At 70.0% G+C, this 23,004-nt stretch carries 19 protein-coding genes and 2 tRNA genes; 5 read left to right on the top strand and 16 right to left on the bottom strand.

The window, feature by feature from the left end:
* Positions 1-57: 57 nt before the first annotated feature.
* The gene (locus B7R87_RS16060) at positions 58-807 is read right to left on the bottom strand and encodes a DUF881 domain-containing protein (protein WP_045852968.1); all 750 of its coding nucleotides are present in this window, start codon (positions 805-807) and stop codon (positions 58-60) included.
* Positions 808-1,058: 251 nt separating this feature from the next.
* Here B7R87_RS16060 and crgA point away from each other — a divergent pair, with 251 nt between their 5' ends.
* Positions 1,059-1,313 carry a cell division protein CrgA gene (crgA, locus tag B7R87_RS16055; protein ID WP_006348031.1) on the top strand — a complete coding sequence of 85 codons (255 nt, stop codon included), beginning with the start codon at positions 1,059-1,061 and terminating at the stop codon, positions 1,311-1,313.
* Positions 1,314-1,755: 442 nt separating this feature from the next.
* On the opposite strand, the gene B7R87_RS16050 is transcribed toward crgA, so the two are convergent.
* Positions 1,756-2,655 carry a rhomboid family intramembrane serine protease gene (locus tag B7R87_RS16050; protein ID WP_006348032.1) on the bottom strand — a complete coding sequence of 300 codons (900 nt, stop codon included), beginning with the start codon at positions 2,653-2,655 and terminating at the stop codon, positions 1,756-1,758.
* Between the two features lie 226 nt (positions 2,656-2,881).
* A complete protein-coding gene (locus tag B7R87_RS16045) occupies positions 2,882-3,415 on the bottom strand; it encodes a peptidylprolyl isomerase (RefSeq protein ID WP_006348033.1) in 534 nt (177 codons plus the stop codon).
* 277 nt (positions 3,416-3,692) lie between these two features.
* Between B7R87_RS16045 and B7R87_RS16040 the strand changes: the two genes are divergently transcribed.
* The gene (locus B7R87_RS16040; RefSeq protein WP_040915529.1) at positions 3,693-4,385 is read left to right on the top strand and encodes a DUF5324 family protein; all 693 of its coding nucleotides are present in this window, start codon (positions 3,693-3,695) and stop codon (positions 4,383-4,385) included.
* Between the two features lie 304 nt (positions 4,386-4,689).
* Here the strand turns inward: B7R87_RS16040 and B7R87_RS16035 are convergent, their stop codons facing one another.
* Positions 4,690-5,325 (bottom strand): DUF6344 domain-containing protein, encoded by a 636-nt coding sequence (locus tag B7R87_RS16035; RefSeq protein ID WP_130584988.1) that lies wholly within the window; start codon positions 5,323-5,325, stop codon positions 4,690-4,692.
* A 327-nt stretch (positions 5,326-5,652) separates the two neighbouring features.
* On the opposite strand from B7R87_RS16035, the gene B7R87_RS16030 reads away from it, so the two are divergent.
* Complete coding sequence (locus B7R87_RS16030) at positions 5,653-6,534, top strand: sigma-70 family RNA polymerase sigma factor (RefSeq protein WP_006348036.1); 882 nt, start codon at positions 5,653-5,655, stop codon at positions 6,532-6,534.
* A gap of 110 nt (positions 6,535-6,644) precedes the next feature.
* Here the strand turns inward: B7R87_RS16030 and B7R87_RS16025 are convergent, their stop codons facing one another.
* Together B7R87_RS16025 and B7R87_RS16020 are read right to left on the bottom strand one after the other, a co-directional pair.
* Positions 6,645-7,010 (bottom strand): hypothetical protein, encoded by a 366-nt coding sequence (locus B7R87_RS16025; protein ID WP_006348037.1) that lies wholly within the window; start codon positions 7,008-7,010, stop codon positions 6,645-6,647.
* 238 nt (positions 7,011-7,248) lie between these two features.
* Positions 7,249-7,321: transfer RNA gene (locus tag B7R87_RS16020), tRNA-Ala, on the bottom strand.
* A 180-nt stretch (positions 7,322-7,501) separates the two neighbouring features.
* Here B7R87_RS16020 and B7R87_RS16015 point away from each other — a divergent pair.
* Positions 7,502-8,050 (top strand): helix-turn-helix domain-containing protein, encoded by a 549-nt coding sequence (locus tag B7R87_RS16015; protein ID WP_006348038.1) that lies wholly within the window; start codon positions 7,502-7,504, stop codon positions 8,048-8,050.
* A gap of 106 nt (positions 8,051-8,156) precedes the next feature.
* A complete protein-coding gene (locus tag B7R87_RS16010) occupies positions 8,157-9,839 on the top strand; it encodes a serine/threonine-protein kinase (protein WP_006348039.1) in 1,683 nt (560 codons plus the stop codon).
* A 116-nt stretch (positions 9,840-9,955) separates the two neighbouring features.
* Here the strand turns inward: B7R87_RS16010 and B7R87_RS33600 are convergent, their stop codons facing one another.
* The 10 genes from B7R87_RS33600 to dnaN all read right to left on the bottom strand — a co-directional run bounded on the left by B7R87_RS33600 (position 9,956) and on the right by dnaN (position 22,092).
* A complete protein-coding gene (locus tag B7R87_RS33600; RefSeq protein ID WP_003958712.1) occupies positions 9,956-10,090 on the bottom strand; it encodes a DLW-39 family protein in 135 nt (44 codons plus the stop codon).
* Between the two features lie 179 nt (positions 10,091-10,269).
* Positions 10,270-11,550, bottom strand: a complete 1,281-nt coding sequence (locus B7R87_RS16000; protein WP_006348040.1) for an amidohydrolase family protein — start codon at positions 11,548-11,550, stop codon at positions 10,270-10,272.
* A gap of 284 nt (positions 11,551-11,834) precedes the next feature.
* Positions 11,835-11,908 (bottom strand) — tRNA-Ile (locus tag B7R87_RS15995).
* A 269-nt stretch (positions 11,909-12,177) separates the two neighbouring features.
* Positions 12,178-12,816: a DUF3566 domain-containing protein gene (locus B7R87_RS15990; RefSeq protein WP_063838396.1), complete on the bottom strand. Its 639-nt coding sequence runs from the start codon at positions 12,814-12,816 to the stop codon at positions 12,178-12,180.
* A gap of 4 nt (positions 12,817-12,820) precedes the next feature.
* Positions 12,821-15,496, bottom strand: coding sequence for a DNA gyrase subunit A (gene gyrA / locus B7R87_RS15985; RefSeq protein WP_006348042.1), 2,676 nt, complete (start codon positions 15,494-15,496; stop codon positions 12,821-12,823).
* 50 nt (positions 15,497-15,546) lie between these two features.
* Entirely contained in the window at positions 15,547-17,610 is a 2,064-nt protein-coding gene (gene gyrB / locus B7R87_RS15980; protein ID WP_040915540.1) for a DNA topoisomerase (ATP-hydrolyzing) subunit B, read from the bottom strand.
* A 474-nt stretch (positions 17,611-18,084) separates the two neighbouring features.
* Complete coding sequence (locus B7R87_RS15975; RefSeq protein ID WP_130585024.1) at positions 18,085-18,675, bottom strand: DUF721 domain-containing protein; 591 nt, start codon at positions 18,673-18,675, stop codon at positions 18,085-18,087.
* A 20-nt stretch (positions 18,676-18,695) separates the two neighbouring features.
* The gene (recF, locus tag B7R87_RS15970) at positions 18,696-19,865 is read right to left on the bottom strand and encodes a DNA replication/repair protein RecF (RefSeq protein WP_006348045.1); all 1,170 of its coding nucleotides are present in this window, start codon (positions 19,863-19,865) and stop codon (positions 18,696-18,698) included.
* Positions 19,866-19,919: 54 nt separating this feature from the next.
* On the bottom strand, positions 19,920-20,798 hold the full coding sequence (gene gnd / locus B7R87_RS15965; protein WP_006348046.1) for a phosphogluconate dehydrogenase (NAD(+)-dependent, decarboxylating): 879 nt from the start codon (positions 20,796-20,798) through the stop codon (positions 19,920-19,922).
* Positions 20,799-20,961: 163 nt separating this feature from the next.
* Positions 20,962-22,092: a DNA polymerase III subunit beta gene (gene dnaN / locus B7R87_RS15960; RefSeq protein ID WP_006348047.1), complete on the bottom strand. Its 1,131-nt coding sequence runs from the start codon at positions 22,090-22,092 to the stop codon at positions 20,962-20,964.
* Positions 22,093-23,004 lie beyond the last annotated feature (912 nt).

Raw genomic sequence — 23,004 nt, 5'->3', positions numbered from 1 at the left:
GGCCGCTCCGGCAGCCGCCCCGGCCACCGGCTCCGCCCGGTGGGCCCGGTGGTGGGCTCAGTCGGCTCGGCTCGACGGGGCGACGGGCTTCGCGTGATGGAGGTCCACTGTGCCGGAGTACCCCGGAAGAGTCACGGTGTCGTGCTCGTCCACTTTCCAGCCGAGGCCGTACGCCTTCACGTACAGCTGGTAGTTCTGGACGGCCCGGGAGCGGTCCAGGGCCTTGCGCAGCCGCTCCTGGTCCCCGACCGCGGTGATCTTGTACGGGGGCGAGTAGACCCGGCCCTGGAGGATCAGGGTGTTGCCGACGCAGCGCACCGCGCTGGTGGAGATCAGCCGCTGGTCCATGACCTGGATGCCCTTGGCACCGCCCGCCCACAGGGCGTTCACGACGGCCTGGAGGTCCTGCTGGTGGATGACGAGGTCATTGGCCCCGGGTTCGGGGTAGCCGGGCGCGGCGCGGGCGTCGGGCGGGGCGTCGTCGAGGGTGACGCTCAGCGCCCCGCCCGTCACCTTCTCGGTGCCGGACGCCCGCTTCAGGGCGCCGAACCGGGCGTCCTCCTCGCGGGTGTATCCGTCGTCGCCGCGGGCCAGGGAGTCGACCTCGTTCCGGAGCTTCGCCGTGGAGTCGTCGAGCTCGCCGTTGCGGTCGCTGCGCTGCTGGACCAGATCGGAGAGCTTGAGCAGGGAGTCGTCGGTGCGGAGGTTGGTGCCCTTGGCGGTGTTGAAGCTGGTGACGAAGATCAGTCCGGCGAGGGCGAAGACGGCGGCGGTCAGTGCCCGGAGCACGACCCGGCGGGCACCCATCAGATGATCCCGGTCCGTGGGCCGGGAGGCCCGTACGCCGTGCCGTTCGTCCACATCCCGGTCAGCCCCCTGTCCCCGCGCCCCTGCCCACCGGCAGAATTGCTCAGCGTACCCTTATCTCACCAGGCGCCGCGGAAGCACTACGCTAACGGACGCCCGGGGGAGGCAGTGGTCCCCTTCGCTTCCTCCGGACCCGGCGCCAGCCACCGTTCACTGCGCGGTCACGCAGCGCATCGACAGGAGAGTCCCTCGTGCCGAAGTCACGGATCCGCAAGAAGGCCGACTACACGCCGCCGGCGGGCAAGCAAGCAACGAACATCAAGCTGACCAATCGCAGCTGGGTCGCACCGGTCATGCTTGCGCTGTTTCTGATCGGTCTTGTCTGGATCGTTCTGTTCTACGTGACCGACGGCAGCCTGCCCATCGAGGACCTCCGGAACTGGAACATCGTGGTGGGCTTCGGCTTTATCGCGGCCGGTTTCGCCGTCTCGACCCAGTGGAAGTAGCTCCGCCCGGAGCCCCTTCCCCCCGAGTTATCCACAGACCTGTCCACAAACTTGTCCACAGTGGGGAAAAGGTCTGACGATCTGTGGATAACCTTCCGGCGGTTGACGCCGGTGTGATTGCACGAGTCGCCGTCCGCCATCCCGGTGACCACCCTCCGCCCCTTGTCCCCGCTGGGCAGTAGCCCGGCGGCGGCAGGGGGCGCCGTGCTGTACCACACCGTGCACAAGATTCGGCACATGCTGTGGACAACTATCCCGAGTACCGGGAAAAACCCTGCTCAGCGAAGGGCCGGGCGGTGAGTCCCGGGCAGCGCCGGAGGGCGGACCGGGCCGACCGGGGCCGGGCCCGAAGGACCGGGGCCGGTCGGCCCGGGTCCATGGCCCCCGGCCCCGGTTCCGTACCGCCCGGTCCGACCGGGTCCGCGGCCCCGGACCGGCGGAATCAGGTCAGATAAGCGGTCCTGGCGGCCAGCGCCACCACGATCGCGACCAGGACCGCGGCCCCGGCGGCCCACTGCACCGCGTTCCGGTGCGCCCGGGGCGCGTACACCATCGCCAGGGCGAGCAGTCCGCCCGTCAGCAGCCCGCCGAGGTGCGCCTGCCAGGAGATCTCCCCCGGCCGCACCACCGTCAGAACCACACTGATCGCGATGATCAGGCCCACCGGCCGCAGGTCGAGATTCATCCGACGCAGCAGTACGGCGAAGGCGCCGACCAGGCCGAAGATCGCGCCCGAGGCGCCGATCGTGGCCTGGTTGGGCTCGCTCAGCAGATAGACGAAGACATCGCCGCCGAGGCCCGAGAGCAGATAGAGCACGAGGAAGCGGCTCCGGCCCAGCGCAGGCTCGACCATCCGGCCCAGGAACCACAGGGCCAGCATGTTGAACGCGATATGGGACAGATCCTGGTGGAGGAAGACCGACGTCAGCAGGCGGTACCACTGGCCGTCGGCGAGGCCCACGACCTCCCCCAGCAGGGGGCTGTAGGCCAGACCGATCAGGCTCATCTCGTCGACGAACCGGTCACCGAGCGCCAGCACGGCGACGAAGACCGCGAGGTTGATCCCGATGAGGATCTTGGTGATCAGGAAGGAGTCGTCGGCGATCGCCCCGCCCGCGATGGTCCGCGGCTGGTTGGCAGCCGGACCGTGCCCCGTACCCGAACCGGATCTGACGCAGTCCGGGCACTGGAAGCCGACGGAGGCGCTGATCATGCACTCCGGGCAGATCGGCCGCTCACAGCGGGTACAGCTGATGCCCGTCTCGCGGTCCGGATGGCGGTAGCACCCGGGCAGGCCGTGCGCGCCGCGCGACTCCTGCGGATGGCCTGGCGCCTGGTCCATGAGCTTCCACCACGTCCTTCAGCATCCCGGCCGGGCGTCCCGGCTCCGTGCGGGCGGCCGGTGCCCCGGCCCGTCCCCGCATTCCTGTCCGGCACTCCTGTCCGGTACTCCCGGTGGCCCGGTGGCGCCGCGTCTCTCCGTCGGCTTCCCCGGCCCGGGCCCGGCAACACACCGCCCCGCTCATCCAGACGGACGGGCGGGGCGGGTTGTTCCCGGAAGCCGGATATCAGCCCTCGCGGGTCTCGATCACCACGGACTCGATCACCACGTCCTGCACCGGGCGGTCGGTGCGCGGGTTGGTCTGGGCACCGGCGATCGCGTCCACGACCTTCTTGCCGGCGTCGCTGGTGACCTCGCCGAAGATGGTGTGCTTGCCGGTCAGCCACGTCGTCGGGGAGACGGTGATGAAGAACTGCGAGCCGTTGGTGCCCGGGCCGGCGTTGGCCATGGCGAGCAGGTACGGCTTGGTGAAGGCCAGCTCGGGGTGGAACTCGTCCTTGAACTTGTAGCCCGGGCCACCGGTGCCGTTGCCCAGCGGGTCGCCGCCCTGGATCATGAAGCCGCTGATCACCCGGTGGAAGACCGTGCCGTCGTAGAGACGGGCGGTGGTCTTCTGGCCGGTCTGCGGGTGGACCCACTCACGCTCGCCGTTCGCCAGCTCGACGAAGTTCTTGACGGTCTGGGGCGCGTGGTTCGGCAGCAGCCGGATCTCGATGTCGCCCTGGTTGGTCTTGAGGGTGGCGTAAAGCTGCTCGGCCACGATCCTGCCTTCCGCTGGTTCCGCATGGTCTTGTCGGTCGCCCCGAATCCTCGCACGGATGGACCGCACCGGCCGAAAAGCGGCCGGAAAGCCATGGAACGCCACGAGCGGGGTACGGGCCGGATGACCCGGATGCCCGCACCGCATGCCGAGGCCCCGGCCTGACGGCATGATTTTCCCACAGACGGATAGGCGATCAGACGACATGCACCGAACTGGGGTGGGAAGCGGGGTGCACCCGGATGTGTCCCGTAAAGCCACCGATGAGGAGGTTCCTGTGACCCGCTTGGACAGCGTTCGCACCGCTACCGATACGGCGAAGGAGAGCGTGCTCCACGCGGCGGAGGTGGTGGCGCCCTATGCCGGTACGGCCCGGGACCACGCCGTGTACTACGCGCAGGAAGCCCGCGCGCGCATCGCGCCCCGCGTCTCGGAGACAGCGCGGCGGACCGCCGCTCAGGCGCGTCTGCAGTACGGCGCGCATGTGGCGCCGCATGTGCCGCCGAAGGTGGACGCGGCAGCGCACCGGACCGTGTACGAGGCCCGGAAGGCCGCACGTCAGGCGGCGGATTACAGCCGTCCGCGGATCGAACACGCGGTGGCCGTGGCTCAGCCCGTGGGCGAGGAAGCCGTTGTCAGGTCGAATGCCGCACTGGCCGCACTGCGCGGCGGGGTGACGGCGGGGGAGATTCAGGGACTGGTGCGCAAACACCGGCGGCGGGCGAAGGCCGGCCGGCTCGTCAAGGGGCTCGCGATCGTCGGTGGGGTGGCGGTCGTGGCGGTCGTGGCGTGGAAGTGGTGGGACCGGCAGGCGAATCCCGACTGGCTGGTGGAGCCGCCCGAGGCGACCGAGGTTCCGGACCCGGGCCGCGATCCGCTGTCGTCCGTCGACGGCAGTCCGGAGGCGCTGGATCCCGAGGTACGGGCCAAGCAGGACGAGGCGGACGCGGAGCGGGACGACCGTCCCTGATCGCATCGCGTACCGGCGGTGGTGTTCGGCGCTGCCCGAGCCGTCGGCACCTGCGGTCCTCCGGGTGAGTTCCGGTGCCCGGGGGCTGCCGCATGCTCTCCGGTGATCCCGCGCTGCCCGTAAGCGGCGCTCACCCCGGATACGACGTGTCCTTCGCGTACGACGGCTTCTTCGCCCGGGGCGGGTTCTTCACGTACGGCGGGTTCCGGTGGTCGGAGCCGCCGGTCCGGTCGGGGTCGGGACAGCTGTGCCGGCCGTGCCCTGTCGGAGCCGTCGGGGTGCCGCGTACGCGAAAACCGGCGTCTCACGCGGCCGTGGTGAAGGACGAACGGGCCGCCGGAACAACGGTGCGGTCGGCGGTCCGGCCGGAGTCACGCGTCCCGGCACCGGCACCGTGGCCCGATGAGCCGTCCGCGGCGGACGCACGGCCGGCGGTCTCCGGCTCCGGAGCGGCGTCCGGGGCGTCGGTGTCGAACAGCGGGATCCTGCGGACCGACGGGGACGAGCCGTGGGCCTCGGCGCCGATGCGCTGCTTGATGGTCGGCGGGAGCGACTTCTCGCGCGGCCCGGCGTGCCACCGCTGGGTCTGGGACGGAATCAGCGTCGACAGCAGCGACCGTACGGCCCCTCCCCGCTCCCGGACGAGCTCCCTGACCCGTTCCGGGATCAGGCTCCGGGTCCGGTCCTGCTGCCCGGTGTCCGGACCCGCGGCCGGCCGGCCGGGATCCGCCTGATCCGCCTGATCCGGAGCACCCCCTTCTGCCGCGGCGGTGGCCCCGGCGGGCGAGTCCGCGCCGAGCGTCGGGAGCACCGGCTCGGCCGGAGCGCCGGCGGGCTGGATCCGAGCCGCGGCGGGTGCGGCGAAGCCGAGCGCCGCCAGCAGCGCGACGAGCGCGGCAAGGACCGCGTTCCACATCTCTCTGACCTTCTGGGCGGTCATGACCTCTCACTTTCCGGTTGGGTGATCTGCATACCTTTCTCATGATGTGTACGGATCCCGAGTTGCGAAGGACCGACGCCGTTGCTAAGCGGTTCTTCCGATGAACACCACCCGAACGGTCCATCCCGGGTGGCGGGACCGGAGCGGGGACCTTACGTTGCGCACGATCCGGCCCGGCGACCCGTCCGATCGTCACCCCGTCGTACCGGCCGTTTCCCGGATCATCCGATCGGCCCCGGCCGCCCCGGGAAAATTCCCCGGACGTGTCACATCGGCCGCCTCCGGGTGGTCAGACCTCTGGGACACGGCTACGGAGGAAGAGGACGGATGAACGAGAACGACCTGCTGGCGGAGCGCTTCGAGGAGCACCGGGGGCGTCTGCGCGCGGTCGCCTACCGCATGCTGGGCTCCACCGGCGAGGCGGAGGACGCGGTCCAGGAGGCCTGGCTGCGGGTGAGCCGGGCGGGCACCGACGATGTGGAGAATCTGGGCGGCTGGCTGACCACCATCGTCAGCCGAGTCTGTCTGAACATGCTCAGCTCCCGCGCCCGGCGGCAGGAGGACTCGCTGGACGTTGTCCGGTTGCCCGATCCGGTGATCGACAAGCCGGAGGGCCGGGATCCGGAGCACGAGGCGGAGCTGGCCGACTCCGTGGGGCTCGCCCTGCTCGTGGTGCTGGAGACCCTGGCACCGGCCGAACGGCTGGCGTTCGTCCTGCACGATCTCTTCGCCGTGCCCTTCGACGAGATCGCGCCGATCGTGGACCGCACCCCCGCGGCGACGCGACAGCTCGCCAGCAGGGCCCGGCGGCGTGTCCAGGGCACCCCGGCTCCGGAAACCGACGTCCACCGCCAGCGGGCCGTCGTGAACGCCTTCCTCGCGGCGGCCCGCGAGGGCGACTTCGAGGGGCTGATCGCGGTCCTGGACCCGGATGTGGTCGTCAGGTCCGACTGGGGCGGGCTGCGGCCGGGCGATATCGTCCGCGGCGCCGAGCAGGTGGCCCGGAACGCGATCACCTACACCCGTCTCGCCGCGGATGCCCGTCCGGCGCTCGTCAACGGCGCGGCGGGCTTTGTGTCCATGGCCCCCGACGGATCGCCGTTCTCCGTCATGGCCTTCACGATCCGGGACGGAAGGATCGCCGAGATCGACGCCCTGGCCGGAGCGGACCGGCTAGCGGCACTGGACCTGACGGTCCTCGGCATCTGACAGGCCTATGGGCAAGGCTCGGGGGAAGCGAACCGGGGCTGTTTCACGTGAAACAGCCCCGGCACACTCGGCGGCCCGCCTTCTCGGTTCATGCACCCTGGTGCACGGGCTCAATGCACGAAGCTGTAGCTCTTCCAGACCCCCGCTCCGGGTGCGACCACATCGGAGGTCATGGTCGCCACATAGATGGAGTCCTTCCCGGAGCAGTCGGCCGTGGGATAGGCGATCAGATCGACCAGGGTGTCGTTGGTCAGCGCCACCGCCCCCGCGCCGCCGATCCCATGGCATCCCTTCACGGGCGGGCTGTTCACCAGGACGTGCTTCTTCTTCTCGGTGTCGTAGGCGACGATCCCGACGGAAGTACGCCCGAGGCCCGAGCACCCACCGAGAACCACGACCAGCAGACCGGCCCCCACAGCGGCGGCAGACCGCCGGACACGGTTCGAAGGGGAACACGGGCGGCGGATGACGTCCATGACCAGTCCTTGTCTGCGCGGCGGCAGGTCCGCGCGGGAAGGCGTAGAAACCCTGCTCATCGCCACCCTGCCGCGTCCCCGCGACAACGGCATCCGGTGCGGGGCTGCCCGGGCGACTCCACGGCGGACCTGCCTCAGGGCCTTGTGGACACGGCCCCGCCACGGGCGACAGGGGCCATCACCGCGCAAACGCCGAGAGGCCCCTCCGCACCATCGCGGAGGGACCTCTCCCGGCTTGTGGAGCCTAGGGGAGTCGAACCCCTGACATCTGCCATGCAAAGACAGCGCTCTACCAACTGAGCTAAGGCCCCGGGTAAGGGAGCGAGGTACCGGATCGGGGATCCGGGCCGTCGCCGCGCACCAGAATACCGGGTATTCGGCGTCATCCTGCAAAGGGATTGGGACTCCCGGTGAACGACCACTCTCCGTAAGATGCACGGCGTGGTTCGCAGCAGTGAAGCGCGCCTCGGGGAAGCGATGGGGAGACGCACATGGACGCCGCTCAGCAGGAGACGACCGCCAGAGCCAGGGAGCTGCAGCGGAACTGGTACGGGGAGCCGCTCGGGGCGCTGTTCCGCAGGCTCATCGACGATCTGGGGCTGAACCAGGCCCGGCTCGCGGCCGTGCTCGGTCTGTCGGCGCCGATGCTCTCCCAGCTGATGAGCGGCCAGCGGGCCAAGATCGGCAACCCTGCCGTGGTCCAGCGGGTACAGGCGCTTCAGGAACTGGCGAGCCAGGTCGCGGACGGCAGCGTCAGCGCCGTCGAGGCGGCCGACCGCATGGAAGAGATCAAGAAGTCCCAGGGGGGATCCGTTCTGACCGGCACCGGACAGACCACCACCAGCTCGGGCGCGCCGACCGTACGCCGGGTGGTGCGGGAGATCCAGTCACTGCTGCGGTCGGTGGCCGCCGCCGGGGACATCATCGACGCCGCGGATTCTCTCGCCCCCACCCACCCCGAGCTGGCAGAGTTCCTCCGGGTGTACGGGGCCGGACGCACCGCGGACGCCGTCGCCCACTACGAGTCGCACCAGAGCTGACCGCCCGCGGCGATACGGCGGGTCCCGCGGCTCCCGGGAGCGGCCGCGGGGCAGCAGCGAGGCGGGGCAGGCGCCTCACGAGGGAACGAGGAGCGGGCACAGCGCCATGGGTGAGGTCTTCGCCGCTCGGTACGAGCTGATCGACCCGATCGGGCACGGAGGTGTGGGCGCCGTCTGGCGTGCCTGGGACCACCGGCGCCGGCGGTATGTCGCGGCCAAGGTGCTCCAGCAGAGCGACGCCCATACCCTGCTGCGGTTCGTCCGTGAGCAGGCCATGCGGATCGACCACCCCCATGTGCTGGCCCCCGCCAGCTGGGCGGCGGACGACGACAAGGTCCTGTTCACCATGGACCTGGTGGGCGGCGGCTCGCTGGCACATGTGATCGGCGACTACGGGCCGCTGCCGCCGCACTATGTCTGTGCCCTGCTCGACCAGTTGCTCGCCGGTCTCTCCGCGGTCCATGCGGAGGGCGTGGTCCACCGGGACATCAAGCCCGCGAACATCCTGCTGGAGGCCACCGGCACGGGCCGCCCCCATCTGCGGCTCTCCGACTTCGGCATCGCCATGCGCAAGGGCGAACCACGGCTGACCGAGACCAACTATGTGGTCGGTACCCCTGGCTACTTCGCACCCGAGCAGATGACCGGCGCCGAGCCCGACTTCCCCGCGGACCTCTTCGCCGTCGGTCTGGTCGGCCTCTATCTCCTCCAGGGCCAGAAACCCGACGCGGACGCCCTGGTCGAGCACTTCGTCGAACACGGCACCCCGGGCGCCCCGCTCGGGATCGCGGAACCCCTGTGGCAGGTGCTGGCCGGGCTGCTCCAGCCCGATCCGGAGGACCGCTTCAAGTCCGCGGCCGGGGCCCGCAAGGCGCTTCTCGCGGCAATCGACGCCCTCCCGGAGCCCGGCCCCGACGACGAGCCGGTGGAGATCTTCGACCAACTGGAGCCGCTTCCGGAGGGCTTCGGCCCCGACGGCCCCGAGGGACCCCCTCCCCGTACCGTCGGAACCGGCCGCACCACCACGGCCCCCGCACCGGACCCCGGCCCTTCCCACCCCGGCGGGTCCGGAGCCTTCGACCGAACGGGCGGCAGCGGAGACTTCCCCGCAGGGGACTCCGCCTCCCACCCTGCCGGAACCACTGGCACAGGCCCTCACGGCCCGGGCCTGCGCGGCACGGGCAGCAGCGGCATTCCGTCCGGCGCTCCGACCCCCGCCGGGCCCGTCGGCCCCACCCAGGGGAGCAGCTCTTCCGCCCTCCCCGCGCTCCCGCCCGTACCTCCGGTGCCACCGCACACCGGCGGCGTCGCCATGGTCCCGGCACCACCCAGCCAGCCGCCGACCCCACCGCCGCACCCGATCGGCAGCACCCCCGGCACCACTCCCGCCACCCCGCTCGGCGCGGCACCGGCTTCCCCTCTGCCCGTACCGCACACGCCACCGGAAGCGCCCCCGAAGGCGCCGCCGGCCCCTCCCGGACTCCCTCTCGCGCCCGCCGCACCCGCCGTCGCCCACGGCGCACACCCCCTTTCGGCCCAGGCGTCCGAGCCGCCCCGCCCGCACGGGCAGACCGCTCCGACGACCCCGCTGCCGTACGGAACCCCTCGGACACCCCCTACTCGTACCTACACCGCCCAGAGCCCGCGGGTTCCCCTTTCCCGCGCCGAAATCCGCCGGGCCGCCCGCCGCCGCAAACGGGCGCTCCCACCCCTCAGGTTCGCGATCCCCCTGCTCGTCCTGGCCCTGGTCTGCTACGCCGTCGGCTTCTGGGCCCTGGGCAGTGTCTGAGCCACTTCCGACACCGCCCGGCCCCCACCCGTACCGCCTCCGGACAGCACAGAGCCCCGGTCGCACCTTGCGGCGACCGGGGCTCTGCCGAGTCTGAGGACTACGACCGCTGGGTCTCACACACCGGAGCCTGCGGGTACGGAGTCGGTCGCCTCCGTCCACAGGTCCTGCTCGGCGCGGTCCGCCTGGATCTGGCGGTACACGAGGAGCCCGCCGATGGCGGCCAGTGCGACCAGGAGAAGCTTCTTCACCGCGCGACCTCGTCTTTCCTTGACGTATGAGGACTTCTGGCGCCCGACTATACACACCGACCGATACCGATCGGTGACCTGTGTACCCCTTGCCCCGGCGGCCCGTACCGCTCACGGCCATCCGTTCGATCGCCCCGCCCGGGCCCGTTCCGCCAGGTGGCAGCAGGCGCCCGGACCCGTCAGGCGGCAGCGCCCCGCGGCCCGTCCCGGGCCGGATCCGGGCCCCGGCCGAAGGGACGGTCCCGGTCGAGGGGGAGGCCGAGCATCCGGATCGCGTTCCCGCGCAGCAGCTTGTACGCCACCTCGTCCGAGAGCCCTCCGACGTGCTCCGCCGCGACCCGCTTCGTATCCGGCCAGGTGGAGTCCACATGCGGATAGTCCGTCTCGAAGGTGGCGTTGTCCACCCCCACCCTCTCGATGGCCTCGATCCCGTGCCGGTCCCGGAAGAAGCAGCAGAAGATCTGCCGGTAGTAGTACACGGACGGCGGCTCGGGTATCAGATCCCGCACCCCGCCCCAGGCCCGGTGCTCCTCCCATACGTCGTCGGCGCGCTCCAGCGCGTACGGGATCCACCCCATCTGCCCCTCGCTGTACGCCAGCTTCAGCGCCGGGAACCGCACCAGCACCCCGCTGAAGAGGAAGTCCATCATCGACGCCATCGCGTTGTTGAAGCTGAGCGCGGCCTGCACGGCGGGCGGGGCGTCCGGAGAGGCGGCCGGCATCTGCGACGACGACCCGATGTGCATGTTCACCACGGTCCCGGTCTCCTCGCAGGCCGCGAAGAAGGGATCCCAATACCCGGAGTGGATCGACGGCAACCCCAGATGAGTCGGAATCTCGGAGAAGGTCACCGCCCGCACCCCGCGCGCCGCATTCCGCCGGATCTCGGCGACCGCGAGCCCCACGTCCCACAGCGGGATCAGACAGAGCGGGATCAGCCGCCCGCCGCTGTCACCGCACCACTCCTCCACCATCCAGTCGTTGTACGCACGCACACAGGCCAGGGCCACCTCCTTGTCCCGGGCCTCCGCGAAGGTCTGTCCACAGAAACGGGGGAAGGTGGGAAAACAGAGGGAGGCCTCGACGTGGTTGAGGTCCATATCCGCCAGCCGGGCCTTCGGATCCCAGCAGCCGCGGCGCATCTCCTCGCGGGTGATGCCGTCGAGGGTCATCTCGTCGCGCGAGAAGCCGACGGCGGCGATGATCCGCTTGTACGGGAAGATCTCGTCCTCGTACCGCCACCAATCGGTCCGCTGGCCGTCCGGATCCGTGGTGAACCGGTACTTCCCACCCACGTACGCCAGCTCCCCGATGCCCGCGGTGAACGGCTTGGGACCGCGGTCCCGGTACCGGGCCGGAAGCCAGGTCTCGAAGAGGTGCGCCGGTTCGATCACGTGGTCGTCCACGCTGATGACCCGGGGTAGGTCTCTGCCGCCGTGCTCCTGCTCGGTGCCGACCACGCCGCACCCTCCTTATCTGACGACCCATCAGATCCGGATGCCAGGCTACGACCCGCCCCCGATGAGAGCAAGGCGCCCGCCCGACCTCCGGCCCACAGGGCCGACGGCCACCGGGGCAGGGAAAGGGCGGCTCAGGGGCGGCGGCCCCGCGCGGGTGGCCGGTCTCACGGAGAAGCAGCGCCGAAGCCTCGTCCGGACCGGCGTCGAACACGGCCGCACACGGGTCGAAGCCGCACCGAATGCAGAAAACCCCCGGGTGAGATCACCCAGGGGTTTCCATCATGTGGGGCTAACAGGATTTGAACCTGTGGCCTCATCCTTATCAGGGATGCGCTCTAACCAACTGAGCTATAGCCCCGCCGCGCTACGCGCTGACCTCTGAAGATTAGCGCACCTGCGGCGCAGCTCCCAAATCCGTATCCCACCGCACCACCGCCGGGCCCTGCGAGGGCCCCGGAACAGGCCGCGGGCACAGGCCCCGGCACCCGGCCCGAAACAGACCCGGGCACGGGTCCGGACCATCGCGGCCCGGACCCGTGCCCGGAAGACGGCCCGGAACACCGGACCGCTGCCGTCCCGCCCACCCGCACGGCAGCGGGAGAGCGGAACGGCGATGTGTAAAGGGGACTACTCGTCCTCCGCCAGGGTCAGCTCGACGCCGCCCACAAAGCCCGCGGAGAGGTTGTAGATGAACGCGCCCAGCGTGGCCAGCGCCGTCGCGAGGACCACGTCGATCACCGCGATCACCGAGGTGAAGATCAGCACCCGCGGCAGCGACAGGAACGCCTGAAGGTCGAAGCCGTTGCTCTCGTTCGACCCGGTGGCCTCACTGATGGTGCCGCCGACGGTCGAGAAGACGCCCATCGCGTCCATGACCATCCACAGCACCGCCGAAGCGACGACCGTACAGATACCGAGCGCGATGGAGAGCAGGAAGCTCACCTTCATCACCGACCACGGGTCCGCCTTCGCCACCCGCAGCCGCGCCTTGCGCGTCCGCGGGGTCGTCCGGGCACCCGTACGCGGCATCCTGACGCCCGCGTGGGCGTCGCCGTCCTCCGGTGTCCGGTACGCCTGCGGCGGGTGGTACGGGCCCGCAGGGGCCTGCCCCGCCGGGCGCTTTCCGTCGAACACCGGGGACGACCTGTCCGCAGCTCCTGTCACCGAAACCCCCTGGGAGTCCGTGGCAGAGCCACGGGGACCGTTCGACTTCGCGGCTTTCGCAGCTCCGGCAGCAGCCGGTCCGGCTCCCGTGGCTCCACTCACGCGCTTACTCCTCGTGCTCCCCGGCCGAGGACTCAATGCCCTCGGCGGCCGCCTCGGCCGGTCCAGCACCGGCCACACCAATCCCCCTGACCTCTTCAGAGGTCACCGGGGTCGATTCGGTTCCGTCGGCGCCGACTTCGGTTCCGTCGACTTCCTCGGCCTCCCGACCGGCCTCGGCGTTGCGTGCGATCCCGACGACGGCATCGCGCTTGCCCAGGTTGATCAACTGGACACCCATGGTGTCACGCCCGGTCTCCCGGACTTCATTGACTCGCGTACGAATCACACCACCGCCGAGGGTGATGGCGAGAATCTCGTCGGTTTCCTCGACCACCAGCGCGCCCACGAGCGATCCACGGTCCTCCACGATCTTGGCGGCCTTGATACCGAGGCCGCCGCGGCCCTGGACGCGGTACTCGTCGACCGCGGTCCGCTTCGCGTACCCGCCGTCGGTGGCGGTGAAGACGAACGTACCCGGCCGGACGACATTCATCGAGAGCAGCTCGTCGCCCTCGCGGAAACTCATCCCCTTGACGCCCGAGGTGGCCCGGCCCATCGGCCGCAGCGCCTCGTCCGTCGCGGTGAACCGGATCGACTGCGCCTTCTTGCTGATCAGCAGCAGATCGTCCTCGGCGGACAGCAGCTCGGCACCGATCAGCTCGTCGTCGCTGCCGTCCTCGGTCTCCCGGAGGTTGATCGCGATGACACCGCCGGAGCGCGGCGAGTCGTAGTCCTTCAGCGGGGTCTTCTTGACCAGTCCGCCCTTGGTGGCGAGCACCAGGTACGGCGCGGCCTCGTAGTCCCGGATGGCCAGGATCTCGGCGATCTGCTCGTCCGGCTGGAAGGCCAGCAGATTGGCCACGTGCTGGCCACGGGCGTCCCGGCCCGCGTCCGGCAGCTCATAGGCCTTGGCCCGGTAGACCCGGCCCTTGTTGGTGAAGAAGAGCAGCCAGTGGTGGGTGGTGGAGACGAAGAAGTGGTCGACGATGTCGTCCTCCTTCAGCTTGGTGCCCCGCACCCCCTTGCCGCCGCGCTTCTGGGAGCGGTAGTCGTCGGTCTTGGTGCGCTTCACATAGCCGCCGCGCGAGATGGTGACGACGATGTCCTCTTCGGCGATCAGGTCCTCGATGGACATGTCACCGTCGAAGGGCACGAGCTGCGAGCGCCGGTCGTCCCCGTACTTGTCGACCAGGACGGCCAGCTCTTCGCTGACGATCTGGCGCTGCTTGGCGGGGGAGGCCAGGATCGCGTTGTACTCGTTGATCTTGGCCTGGAGCTCGTCGTGCTCCTGGACGATCTTCTGCCGCTCCAGGGCCGCCAGCCGGCGCAGCTGCATCTCCAGGATCGCGTTGGCCTGGAGCTCGTCGATCGCCAGCAGGTCCATCAGGCCGCCGCGCGCGATCTCGACGGTGTCGCTGCGCCGGATCAGCGCGATGACCTCGTCGATCGCGTCCAGCGCCTTGAGCAGACCGCGCAGGATGTGGGCCCGCTCCTCCGCCTTGCGCAGCCGGAAGCGGGTCCGCCGGACGATGACCTCGATCTGGTGGGTCACCCAGTGGCGGATAAACGCGTCCAGGGAGAGCGTCCGCGGCACACCGTCGACCAGCGCCAGCATGTTCGCGCCGAAGTTGGTCTGGAGGTCGGTGTGCTTGTAGAGGTTGTTGAGGACGACCTTGGCGACCGCGTCCCGCTTGAGGACGATCACCAGACGCTGGCCGGTCCGGGACGAGGTCTCGTCGCGGACGTCGGCGATCCCGCCGACCCTGCCGTCCTTGACCAGGTCGGCAATCTTCTGCGCGAGGTTGTCCGGGTTGACCTGGTACGGCAGCTCCGTGACCACCAGGCACTGGCGGTTCTGGATCTCCTCGACCTCGACGACCGCGCGCATCGTGATGGAGCCGCGGCCGGTACGGTACGCCTCCTCGATGCCCTTGCGGCCCACGACCAGCGCACCGGTCGGGAAGTCGGGGCCCTTGATCCGCTCGATCAGCGCGTCGAGAAGCTCCTCGTGCGTGGCCTCGGGGTGCTCCAGCGCCCACTGGGCACCGGCCGCGACCTCGCGCAGATTGTGCGGCGGGATATTGGTCGCCATGCCGACCGCGATCCCCGCGGAGCCGTTGACCAGCAGGTTCGGGAAGCGCGCCGGAAGGACCGTCGGCTCCTGGTTGCGGCCGTCGTAGTTGTCCTGGAAGTCGACGGTCTCCTCGTCGATGTCCCGGAGCATCTCCATGGACAGCGGCATCATCTTGCACTCGGTGTACCGCATGGCGGCGGCCGGGTCGTTGCCCGGGGAACCGAAGTTGCCGTTGGAGTCGACCAGCGGCATCCGCATCGACCAGGGCTGGGCCAGCCGGACCAGGGCGTCGTAGATGGAGGAGTCGCCGTGGGGGTGGTACGTACCCATGACGTCGCCGACCACGCGGGCGCACTTGTAGAAGCCCTTCTCGGGCCGGTAGCCGCCGTCGTACATCGCGTAGAGCACCCGGCGGTGGACGGGCTTGAGCCCGTCCCGGACGTCGGGCAGCGCACGCGAGACGATCACGGACATCGCGTAGTCGAGGTACGACCGCTGCATCTCCGTTTCGAGCCCGACGGGCTCGATCCGCATCTGCGGCTCCTCCGCGGCAGCGGCGGTGCCCGCGGGCTCCTCGGTGGTGGCGGGATTGTTCTCGTCGGCCATAGCCGGTCTTCTGTCCTTTCGTACGGTCAGCTCGGACGGCTGGGACCGACTCAGATGTCGAGGAAGCGAACGTCCTTGGCATTGCGCTGGATGAACGAGCGGCGGGCCTCGACGTCCTCACCCATCAGTACGGAGAAGAGGTCGTCGGCCTGGGCGGCGTCGTCCAGCGTCACCTGGCCGAGCACCCGGTGCTCCACGTCCATCGTGGTGACGCGCAGCTCCTCGGCGTTCATCTCGCCCAGACCCTTGAAGCGCTGGATCGAGTCCTCCCTGATCCGCTTGCCCTGCTGCTTGCCCAGCTCGACCAGGGCGTCGCGCTCGCGGTCCGAGTACGCGTACTCGAAGTCGTCCCGACCCCACTTGATCTTGTAGAGCGGCGGGCGGGAGAGGAACACATGACCGGCCTCGACCAGCGGACGCATAAAGCGGAAGAGGAAGGTCAGCAGCAGCGTGTTGATGTGCTGGCCGTCGACGTCGGCGTCCGCCATCAGGATGATCTTGTGATAGCGGAGCTTCTCGATGTCGAAGTCCTCGTGGACTCCGGTACCGAAGGCCGAGATCAGCGCCTGCACCTCGGTGTTCTGGAGGATCTTGTCGATCCGGGCCTTCTCGACGTTCAGGATCTTGCCGCGGATGGGCAGGATCGCCTGGTACATCGGGTTGCGGCCGGACTTCGCCGAACCACCGGCGGAGTCACCCTCGACGATGAAGATCTCGCACTTCGTCGGGTCGTTCGACTGACAGTCGCTGAGCTTTCCGGGGAGGGAAGCCGACTCCAGCAGCCCCTTGCGGCGGGTCAGATCACGGGCCTTACGGGCGGCGACCCGTGCCGTCTGCGCCTGGATGGCCTTGCGGACGATGTCCGCGGCCTCGTTGGGGTTGCGGTCGAACCAGTCGGTGAGGTGCTCGTGCACCACCTTCTGGACGAAGGTCTTCGCCTCGGTGTTGCCCAGCTTGGTCTTGGTCTGGCCCTCGAACTGCGGCTCGCCCAGCTTGACCGAGATGATCGCCGTCAGACCCTCGCGGATATCCTCACCGGAGAGGTTGTCGTCCTTCTCGCGGAGCAGCTTCTTGTCCCGGGCGTACCGGTTGACCAGCCCCGTGAGCGCGGCGCGGAAACCCTCCTCATGCGTACCCCCCTCATGCGTGTGGATGGTGTTCGCAAAGGAGTAAACGCCCTCGGTGTACTGAGAGTTCCACTGCATCGCGATCTCGACCGAGAGCATGCGCTCCTTGTCCTCGGCCTCGATGTCGATCACCGTGGGGTGGATCAGCTCGCCCTTGCGCGAGTTCAGGTACTTGACGAAGTCGACGATGCCGCCTTCGTAGTAGTACGTGACCGTGCGCGCCTGGTCGGAGTCCTGCTCCTCGGCCGAGTCGGCGCCGGCGGTGGCGCGCGCGGACTCCCGCTCGTCGGTCAGCGTCAGGGTCAGGCCCTTGTTCAGGAAGGCCATCTCCTGGAAGCGCCGGGAGAGCGTCTCGAAGGAGTACTCGGTGGTCTCGAAGATGTCGCCGTCGGCCCAGAAGGTCACCGACGTGCCGGTCTCCTCCGTCGCCTCGTTCTGGGCGAGGGGCGCGGTGGGGACGCCGAGCTTGTAGTCCTGGGTCCAGCGGTGGCCGTCGGTCTTGACCTCGACGGCGACCTTGGTGGAGAGCGCGTTGACGACCGAGACGCCAACACCGTGCAGACCGCCGGAGACGGCGTAGCCGCCGCCGCCGAACTTGCCGCCCGCGTGCAGCACGGTCAGCACGACCTCGACCGCGGGCTTGTTCTCCGAGGGCACGATCCCCACCGGGATACCGCGGCCGTTGTCCACGACCCGGACCCCGCCGTCGGCGAGGATAGTCACGTCGATGGTGTCCGCGTGCCCGGCGAGCGCCTCGTCGACGGAGTTGTCGACGACCTCGTACACCAGGTGATGAAGCCCACGCTCACCGGTCGAGCCGATGTACATGCCGGGCCGCTTGCGGACCGCGTCCAAGCCCTCCAGGACGGTGATCGCGCTGGCGTCGTACGAGGCGGTGACCTCGCCGCCTCCGTCGGCGGGAGTGGACGGGTTGATCTCGTTGGGGTTGCCGGAATCGGCCACGAAGCGCCCTTTCTGGCACAGCACAAGCCGTTCTCCGGGCAGGCGGGGACGGCTGCGTCGTTCGACATGTTCCGCAAGGTGGCGGGATTGTCCACCAGTCTACCGGTACCGCCGACACGAATGGGGGTTTGCCGGTAGCTGAGTCCTCATGTGCCGCCCTCGGACCGACCTGTCCGACTCCCCATATTCGGGCAGGGGCTCCAAGAGGCTCACGCGGGCTTTGAGCGCTTCGGCCTGTCAACCGCTCGTCACGGTGAGGGAAGGCCCGGCGAGACACCCCGGAATGCCGCACTCCGCCTCGGTGGCGACCGCGCGTACGTCCCCGCGCGAGGTGCTCACAGGGAGTACGGAGGGATGCTCCGGCACCGCGGGACCGCCCGGCGGCCCGGCGGCGGGCGGGCGCGACCGCGGCTGCGCGGGGAGTGCGGAGCCGTATCGGATGTATGGAGCCGTACGAAGCCGTACGGGTACGGCCGGGCGGGAGCCCGCCGCGGGGAATCAGCCGTACGTGTCGCCGGGGCCGGTGCTCCCGGGCGCCCGCAGCGGGCCGAACCCGCGGCGCGGCGCCCCCGGGCCCAGCACCTTGATCAGCTTGACCGTGCCCTGGCCGAGGTCCTCGTTGAGCCGGGCCACCAGCCGGGGCGCGAGCAGTCGCAGCTGGGTCGCCCACGCCGTGGAGTCGCACTGGACCGTCAGGACCCGCTCGTCCTCGTCGTAGCGCTGCGGTACGCAGTGATTGGCCAGCCCCTCGCCCACGATCTGCGGCCAGCGGCCCATCACCCCGCCCACCGCGGCGGGCGTCTCCCAGCCGCGCTCGGTGATCAGCCTGTTGATCGCGGCGCCCAGCGGCAGCGGATCGCGGCCGTCCGCACGGGCGCCGGAGCGCAGCCCTCCGCCCCGGCGGGCCTGCCGCCGCTCCTGGGCGGCGGCCCCGCGGGCCCGCGCCTGCTCCTTGGCGGCGCGCAGCGCGACCCGGGCCAGGTCCACCCCGGACGCCTCCGGGACCCGGGCCCCCTCGGGCGCGCCCGGCAGCCCCGGGAAACCGGAGGCCGGTCCTCCGGGCAGCCCCGGGCCGCCCGCGCCCGGCATCGGAAACGGTGTGCCTTCGCTCACAGCCGGGTCACCTCGCCCTCCGCGACCGTGTACCGCGCCCCGGTGAGCACACCGGGTACGTCTTCGGCGACCGCCGCGGTCACCAGTACCTGCTCGCCCGGAGCCACCAGCTCCGCAAGCCGTTCCCGCCGCCGCGCGTCCAGCTCCGCAAAGACGTCGTCGAGGACCAGAACGGGCTCGTTGCCCTCGGCGCGCAGCAGATCGTAGGAGGCCAGGCGGAGCGCCAGCGCGTACGACCAGGACTCGCCGTGGCTGGCGTACCCCTTCGCGGGCAGCCGGCCGAGCCGGAGCACCAGATCGTCGCGGTGCGGGCCGACCAGCGTCACACCGCGTTCGATCTCCTGCTTGCGGGATGCGCCCAGGGCCGTCATCAGCAGGGCGTACAGCTCCTCGCGGCCGTGCGGCAGCGGGTCGGTGCCCGGCTCGTTACCGGGCTCGTCATCGGACACGGTCGCGGCCGCGGCGGAGGAACGGTACTCCAGGGTGACCGGGCCGCCGCCCGGTGCCAGCGATTCGTACGCCTTGTCCGTCAGCGGCTGCAGGGCGGCGATCAGCTCACCGCGCCGGGCGAGCAGCTCGGCGCCCGCCCGGGCCAGATGCTGGTCCCAGACGTCGAGGGTGGACAGATCGGCGCCGCGGCCGCCGTGCCGCCGGGCCAGCGCCGCCGACTTCAGCAGGGTGTTGCGCTGTTTGAGGACCCGCTCGTAGTCGGAGCGGACGCCCGCCATCCGGGGCGAACGCGCGGTGATCAGTTCGTCGAGAAAGCGCCGGCGGTCCCCCGGGTCCCCCTTGACCAGGGCGAGATCCTCGGGCGCGAAGAGCACGGTCCGTACTATCCCGAGCACATCACGGGGTCTGACCTGCGAGGACCGGTTGATCCTGGCGCGGTTGGCCCGGCCGGGATTCAGCTCCAGCTCGACCAGCTGGGAGCGTTCGCCCTCGGTGACGGCCGCGCGGATGACGGCACGTTCGGCCCCGGAGCGGACCAGCGGGGCATCGGAGGAGACCCGGTGGCTGGCGAGAGTGGCGAGATAGCCGACCGCCTCGACCAGATTGGTCTTGCCCTGTCCGTTCGCCCCCACGAACGCGGTGACGCCCGGGTCGAGCGGAACCTCGACCCGGGCGTACGAGCGGAAGTCGGCCAACGACAGATGCGTGACGTGCATGGATGTACGCCGACCTCCCCGGCCGAAGCCGTCTTGCTTCCCGGCCGAAGGCCGTTACTTCTTGGTCTCCACCGCGTGGCCGCCGAACTGGTTGCGCAGCGCGGCGATCATCTTCATCTGCGGGGAGTCGTCCTGACGGGAGGCGAAGCGCGCGAACAGGGACGCGGTGATCGCCGGGAGCGGTACGGCGTGGTCGATGGCGGCCTCGACCGTCCACCGGCCCTCGCCGCTGTCCTCCGCGTAGCCGCGCAGCTTGTCGAGGTGCTCGTCGTCGTCGAGGGCGTTGACCGCCAGGTCGAGCAGCCAGGAGCGGATGACCGTCCCCTCCTGCCAGGAGCGGAAGACCTCGCGCACATCGGTGACGGCGTCGGCCTTCTCCAGCAGCTCCCAGCCCTCGGCGTAGGCCTGCATCATGGCGTACTCGATGCCGTTGTGGACCATCTTGGCGAAGTGGCCGGCGCCGACCTTGCCCGCGTGGACGGAGCCGAAGTCGCCCTCGGGCTTGAGCGCGTCGAAGATCGGCTGGACCTTGGCGACGTTCTCAGCGTCGCCGCCGTACATCAGCGCGTAGCCGTTCTCCAGGCCCCAGACGCCGCCGGAGACGCCGCAGTCGACGAAGCCGATGCCCTTGATGCCGAGTTCGACCGCGTGCTTCTGGTCGTCGGTCCAGCGGGAGTTGCCGCCGTCGACGACGATGTCGCCGGGGGAGAGCAGCTCGGCCAGCTCGTCGACGGTGGACTGGGTCGCGGCACCGGCCGGGACCATCACCCAGACCACGCGGGGTGCCGGAAGCTTCTCCACAAGCTCCGCGAGGCTGTGGACATCGGCGAGATCGGGGTTCCGGTCGTATCCGACGACGGTGTGGCCCGCGCGGCGGATGCGCTCGCGCATGTTGCCGCCCATTTTCCCGAGGCCGACGAGGCCGAGCTGCATCTCACTGTCCTTACACATAGTCCGACGTTTTCCGTACCTGACCTGGGTCGAGCCTACGCCGGGGGGACCTCCGCGGCCCGGCGGGTCCACCGGGGAACCGGTGAACCCGCCGAAGCGGCACGGTCGTCACACCTCTGATCTGGGGCTTACCGAGGTCCTGAGGTCAGCCGGAGAGCCGCACCGGCATGATCAGGTACTTGTACGCCTCGTCGGCGTCGACGTCGACGGCCGGCTTGCCGTTGAGCAGCGCGGGCTTCGTCGACGTGGTGAAGGACAGCTGGGCGACCGGGGAGTCGATCGCGCTCAGCCCGTCGAGCAGGAACGTCGGGTTGAAGGCGATGGAGATGTCGTCGCCGTCGAGCTGGGCGTCGACGCGCTCCACAGCCTGTGCATCGTCGCTGGAGCCCGCTTCCAGGATCAGCACACCCTGCTCGAAGGTCAGCCGGACCGGGGTGTTCCGCTCGGCGACCAGGGCGACGCGCTTGACGGCCTCCACGAAGGGCGCGGTCTCGATCACGGCCACCGAGTTGAACTCGGTCGGGAAGAGCGTGCGGTACTTCGGCAGATCGCCTTCGAGGAGACGGGTCGTGGTCCGCCGCCCGGCGCCTTCGAAACCGATCAGCCCTTCACCGGCACCGCTGCCGGACAGGGCCAGAGTGACGGTGTCGCCGCTGGTCAGTGCCTTGGCGGTGTCCAGCAGGGTCTTTGCGGGCACCAGGGCGACCGCGGAGGCGCCGGAGTCCTCGGGCTTCCAGAGGAACTCGCGGACCGCGAAGCGGTAGCGGTCGGTGGAGGCGAGGGTGACCGTGTCGCCCTCGATCTCGATCCGGACGCCGGTGAGGACGGGGAGGGTGTCGTCGCGGCCCGCGGCGATGGCGACCTGGGCGGCGGCAGCGGCGAAGACCTCACCGGGGACGGTCCCGGTCGCGGTCGGCATCTGCGGCAGCGCGGGGTACTCCTCCACCGGCAGGGTGTGGAGGGTGAAGCGGGAGGAGCCGCAGACCACGGTGGCCCGTACACCGTCCGTGGAGATCTCCACCGGGCGGTTGGGCAGGGCGCGGCAGATGTCGGCCAGCAGCCGGCCGGAGACCAGGACCGTGCCGTCGTCCTCGACCTCGGCCTCGACCGAGACCCGCGCCGAGACCTCGTAGTCGAAGCTGGAGAAGCTCAGCGCGCCGTCCTCGGCCTTCAGCAGCAGACCCGCGAGCACGGGCGCCGGGGGACGGGCCGGGAGGCTCCGGGCCACCCAGGCCACCGCCTCCGCGAGTACATCGCGCTCAACCCGGATCTTCACCGGAACCGCCTCCTGCTGCTGTCGCCGTCTCGCCCTTGCTGGCTCTTGTCGTCGGCTGTGTCGCCGGGGACCAGTCTGACGTACGGCGCTGACAGCGGGTGCGCCTCGGGGTCAAGTCGTGACGAAGGGCGGGCCGGGCCGTCGGGTCGAGTTGTGCACAGGACCCACTTCGAAGCGAATTTCCCGGTAACTCTGAGTGGGAGTAGTAGTAGGGCCTGTGGAAACCGTGGATAACCCTGTTTTCGCAGGTCAGCAGCGGTTTTTTGTCCACCGTGCCTGTGGGTGGAGGCAGTGGATAACCAGGGGTCTCTGTGGACACCGGAAAGTTCTGCACAGGCCATGCACAGCCCAGGGGGAGTTCTCCCCAGTCCTGTCCCCAGCTTTACCCAGGTTCCCCACAGCCCAATCCGCCCCCCTGGTGTGACGGCTTTCACTCGACCCGGTGAGAGGGGGTGTTGTGTTGCCGAACAGTGGACAGCGGTGTGGACAAGCTGTGGGCAACCTGCCCGTGCCTGTGGGCGGCCGGTGGACAACCCCTCCCGCCCCCTGTGGACGGATTCTTTGTCCACAGGCTGTGGATCACGGTTGGCCACAAATCCCCAACCCACTGACCTGCTGTGATCATCAGAGGTTCGGTCCGCCTGTGGACACCGTAGGGACAACTCCCCGGTCCCCAGGGTGTGGACGGTGAATTCTCCCGTGTTCTGTGGAGAACCGCGCGGACCGGGCCCGTAATCGAACACCGGCCGTGTCGTCGTCGGCCCACCGTTCCCCGTCGGCCGCCTCCGCCGGCCCGGCCGACGGCCCCGGGAAGCCTTCGGGAAGGTCCCGGGGAGGCCCCGGTAAGCCCCGTACACCCATGGAAAAGCGCCCCGGGACCGGAGTCCCGGGGCGCTTCGTCTCCTGCCGCGA

Source organism: Streptomyces tsukubensis (assembly GCF_003932715.1).
In the GTDB taxonomy this organism is placed as follows: Bacteria; Actinomycetota; Actinomycetes; order Streptomycetales; family Streptomycetaceae; genus Streptomyces; species Streptomyces tsukubensis.
This window is presented reverse-complemented; position numbering and strand designations above follow the sequence as displayed.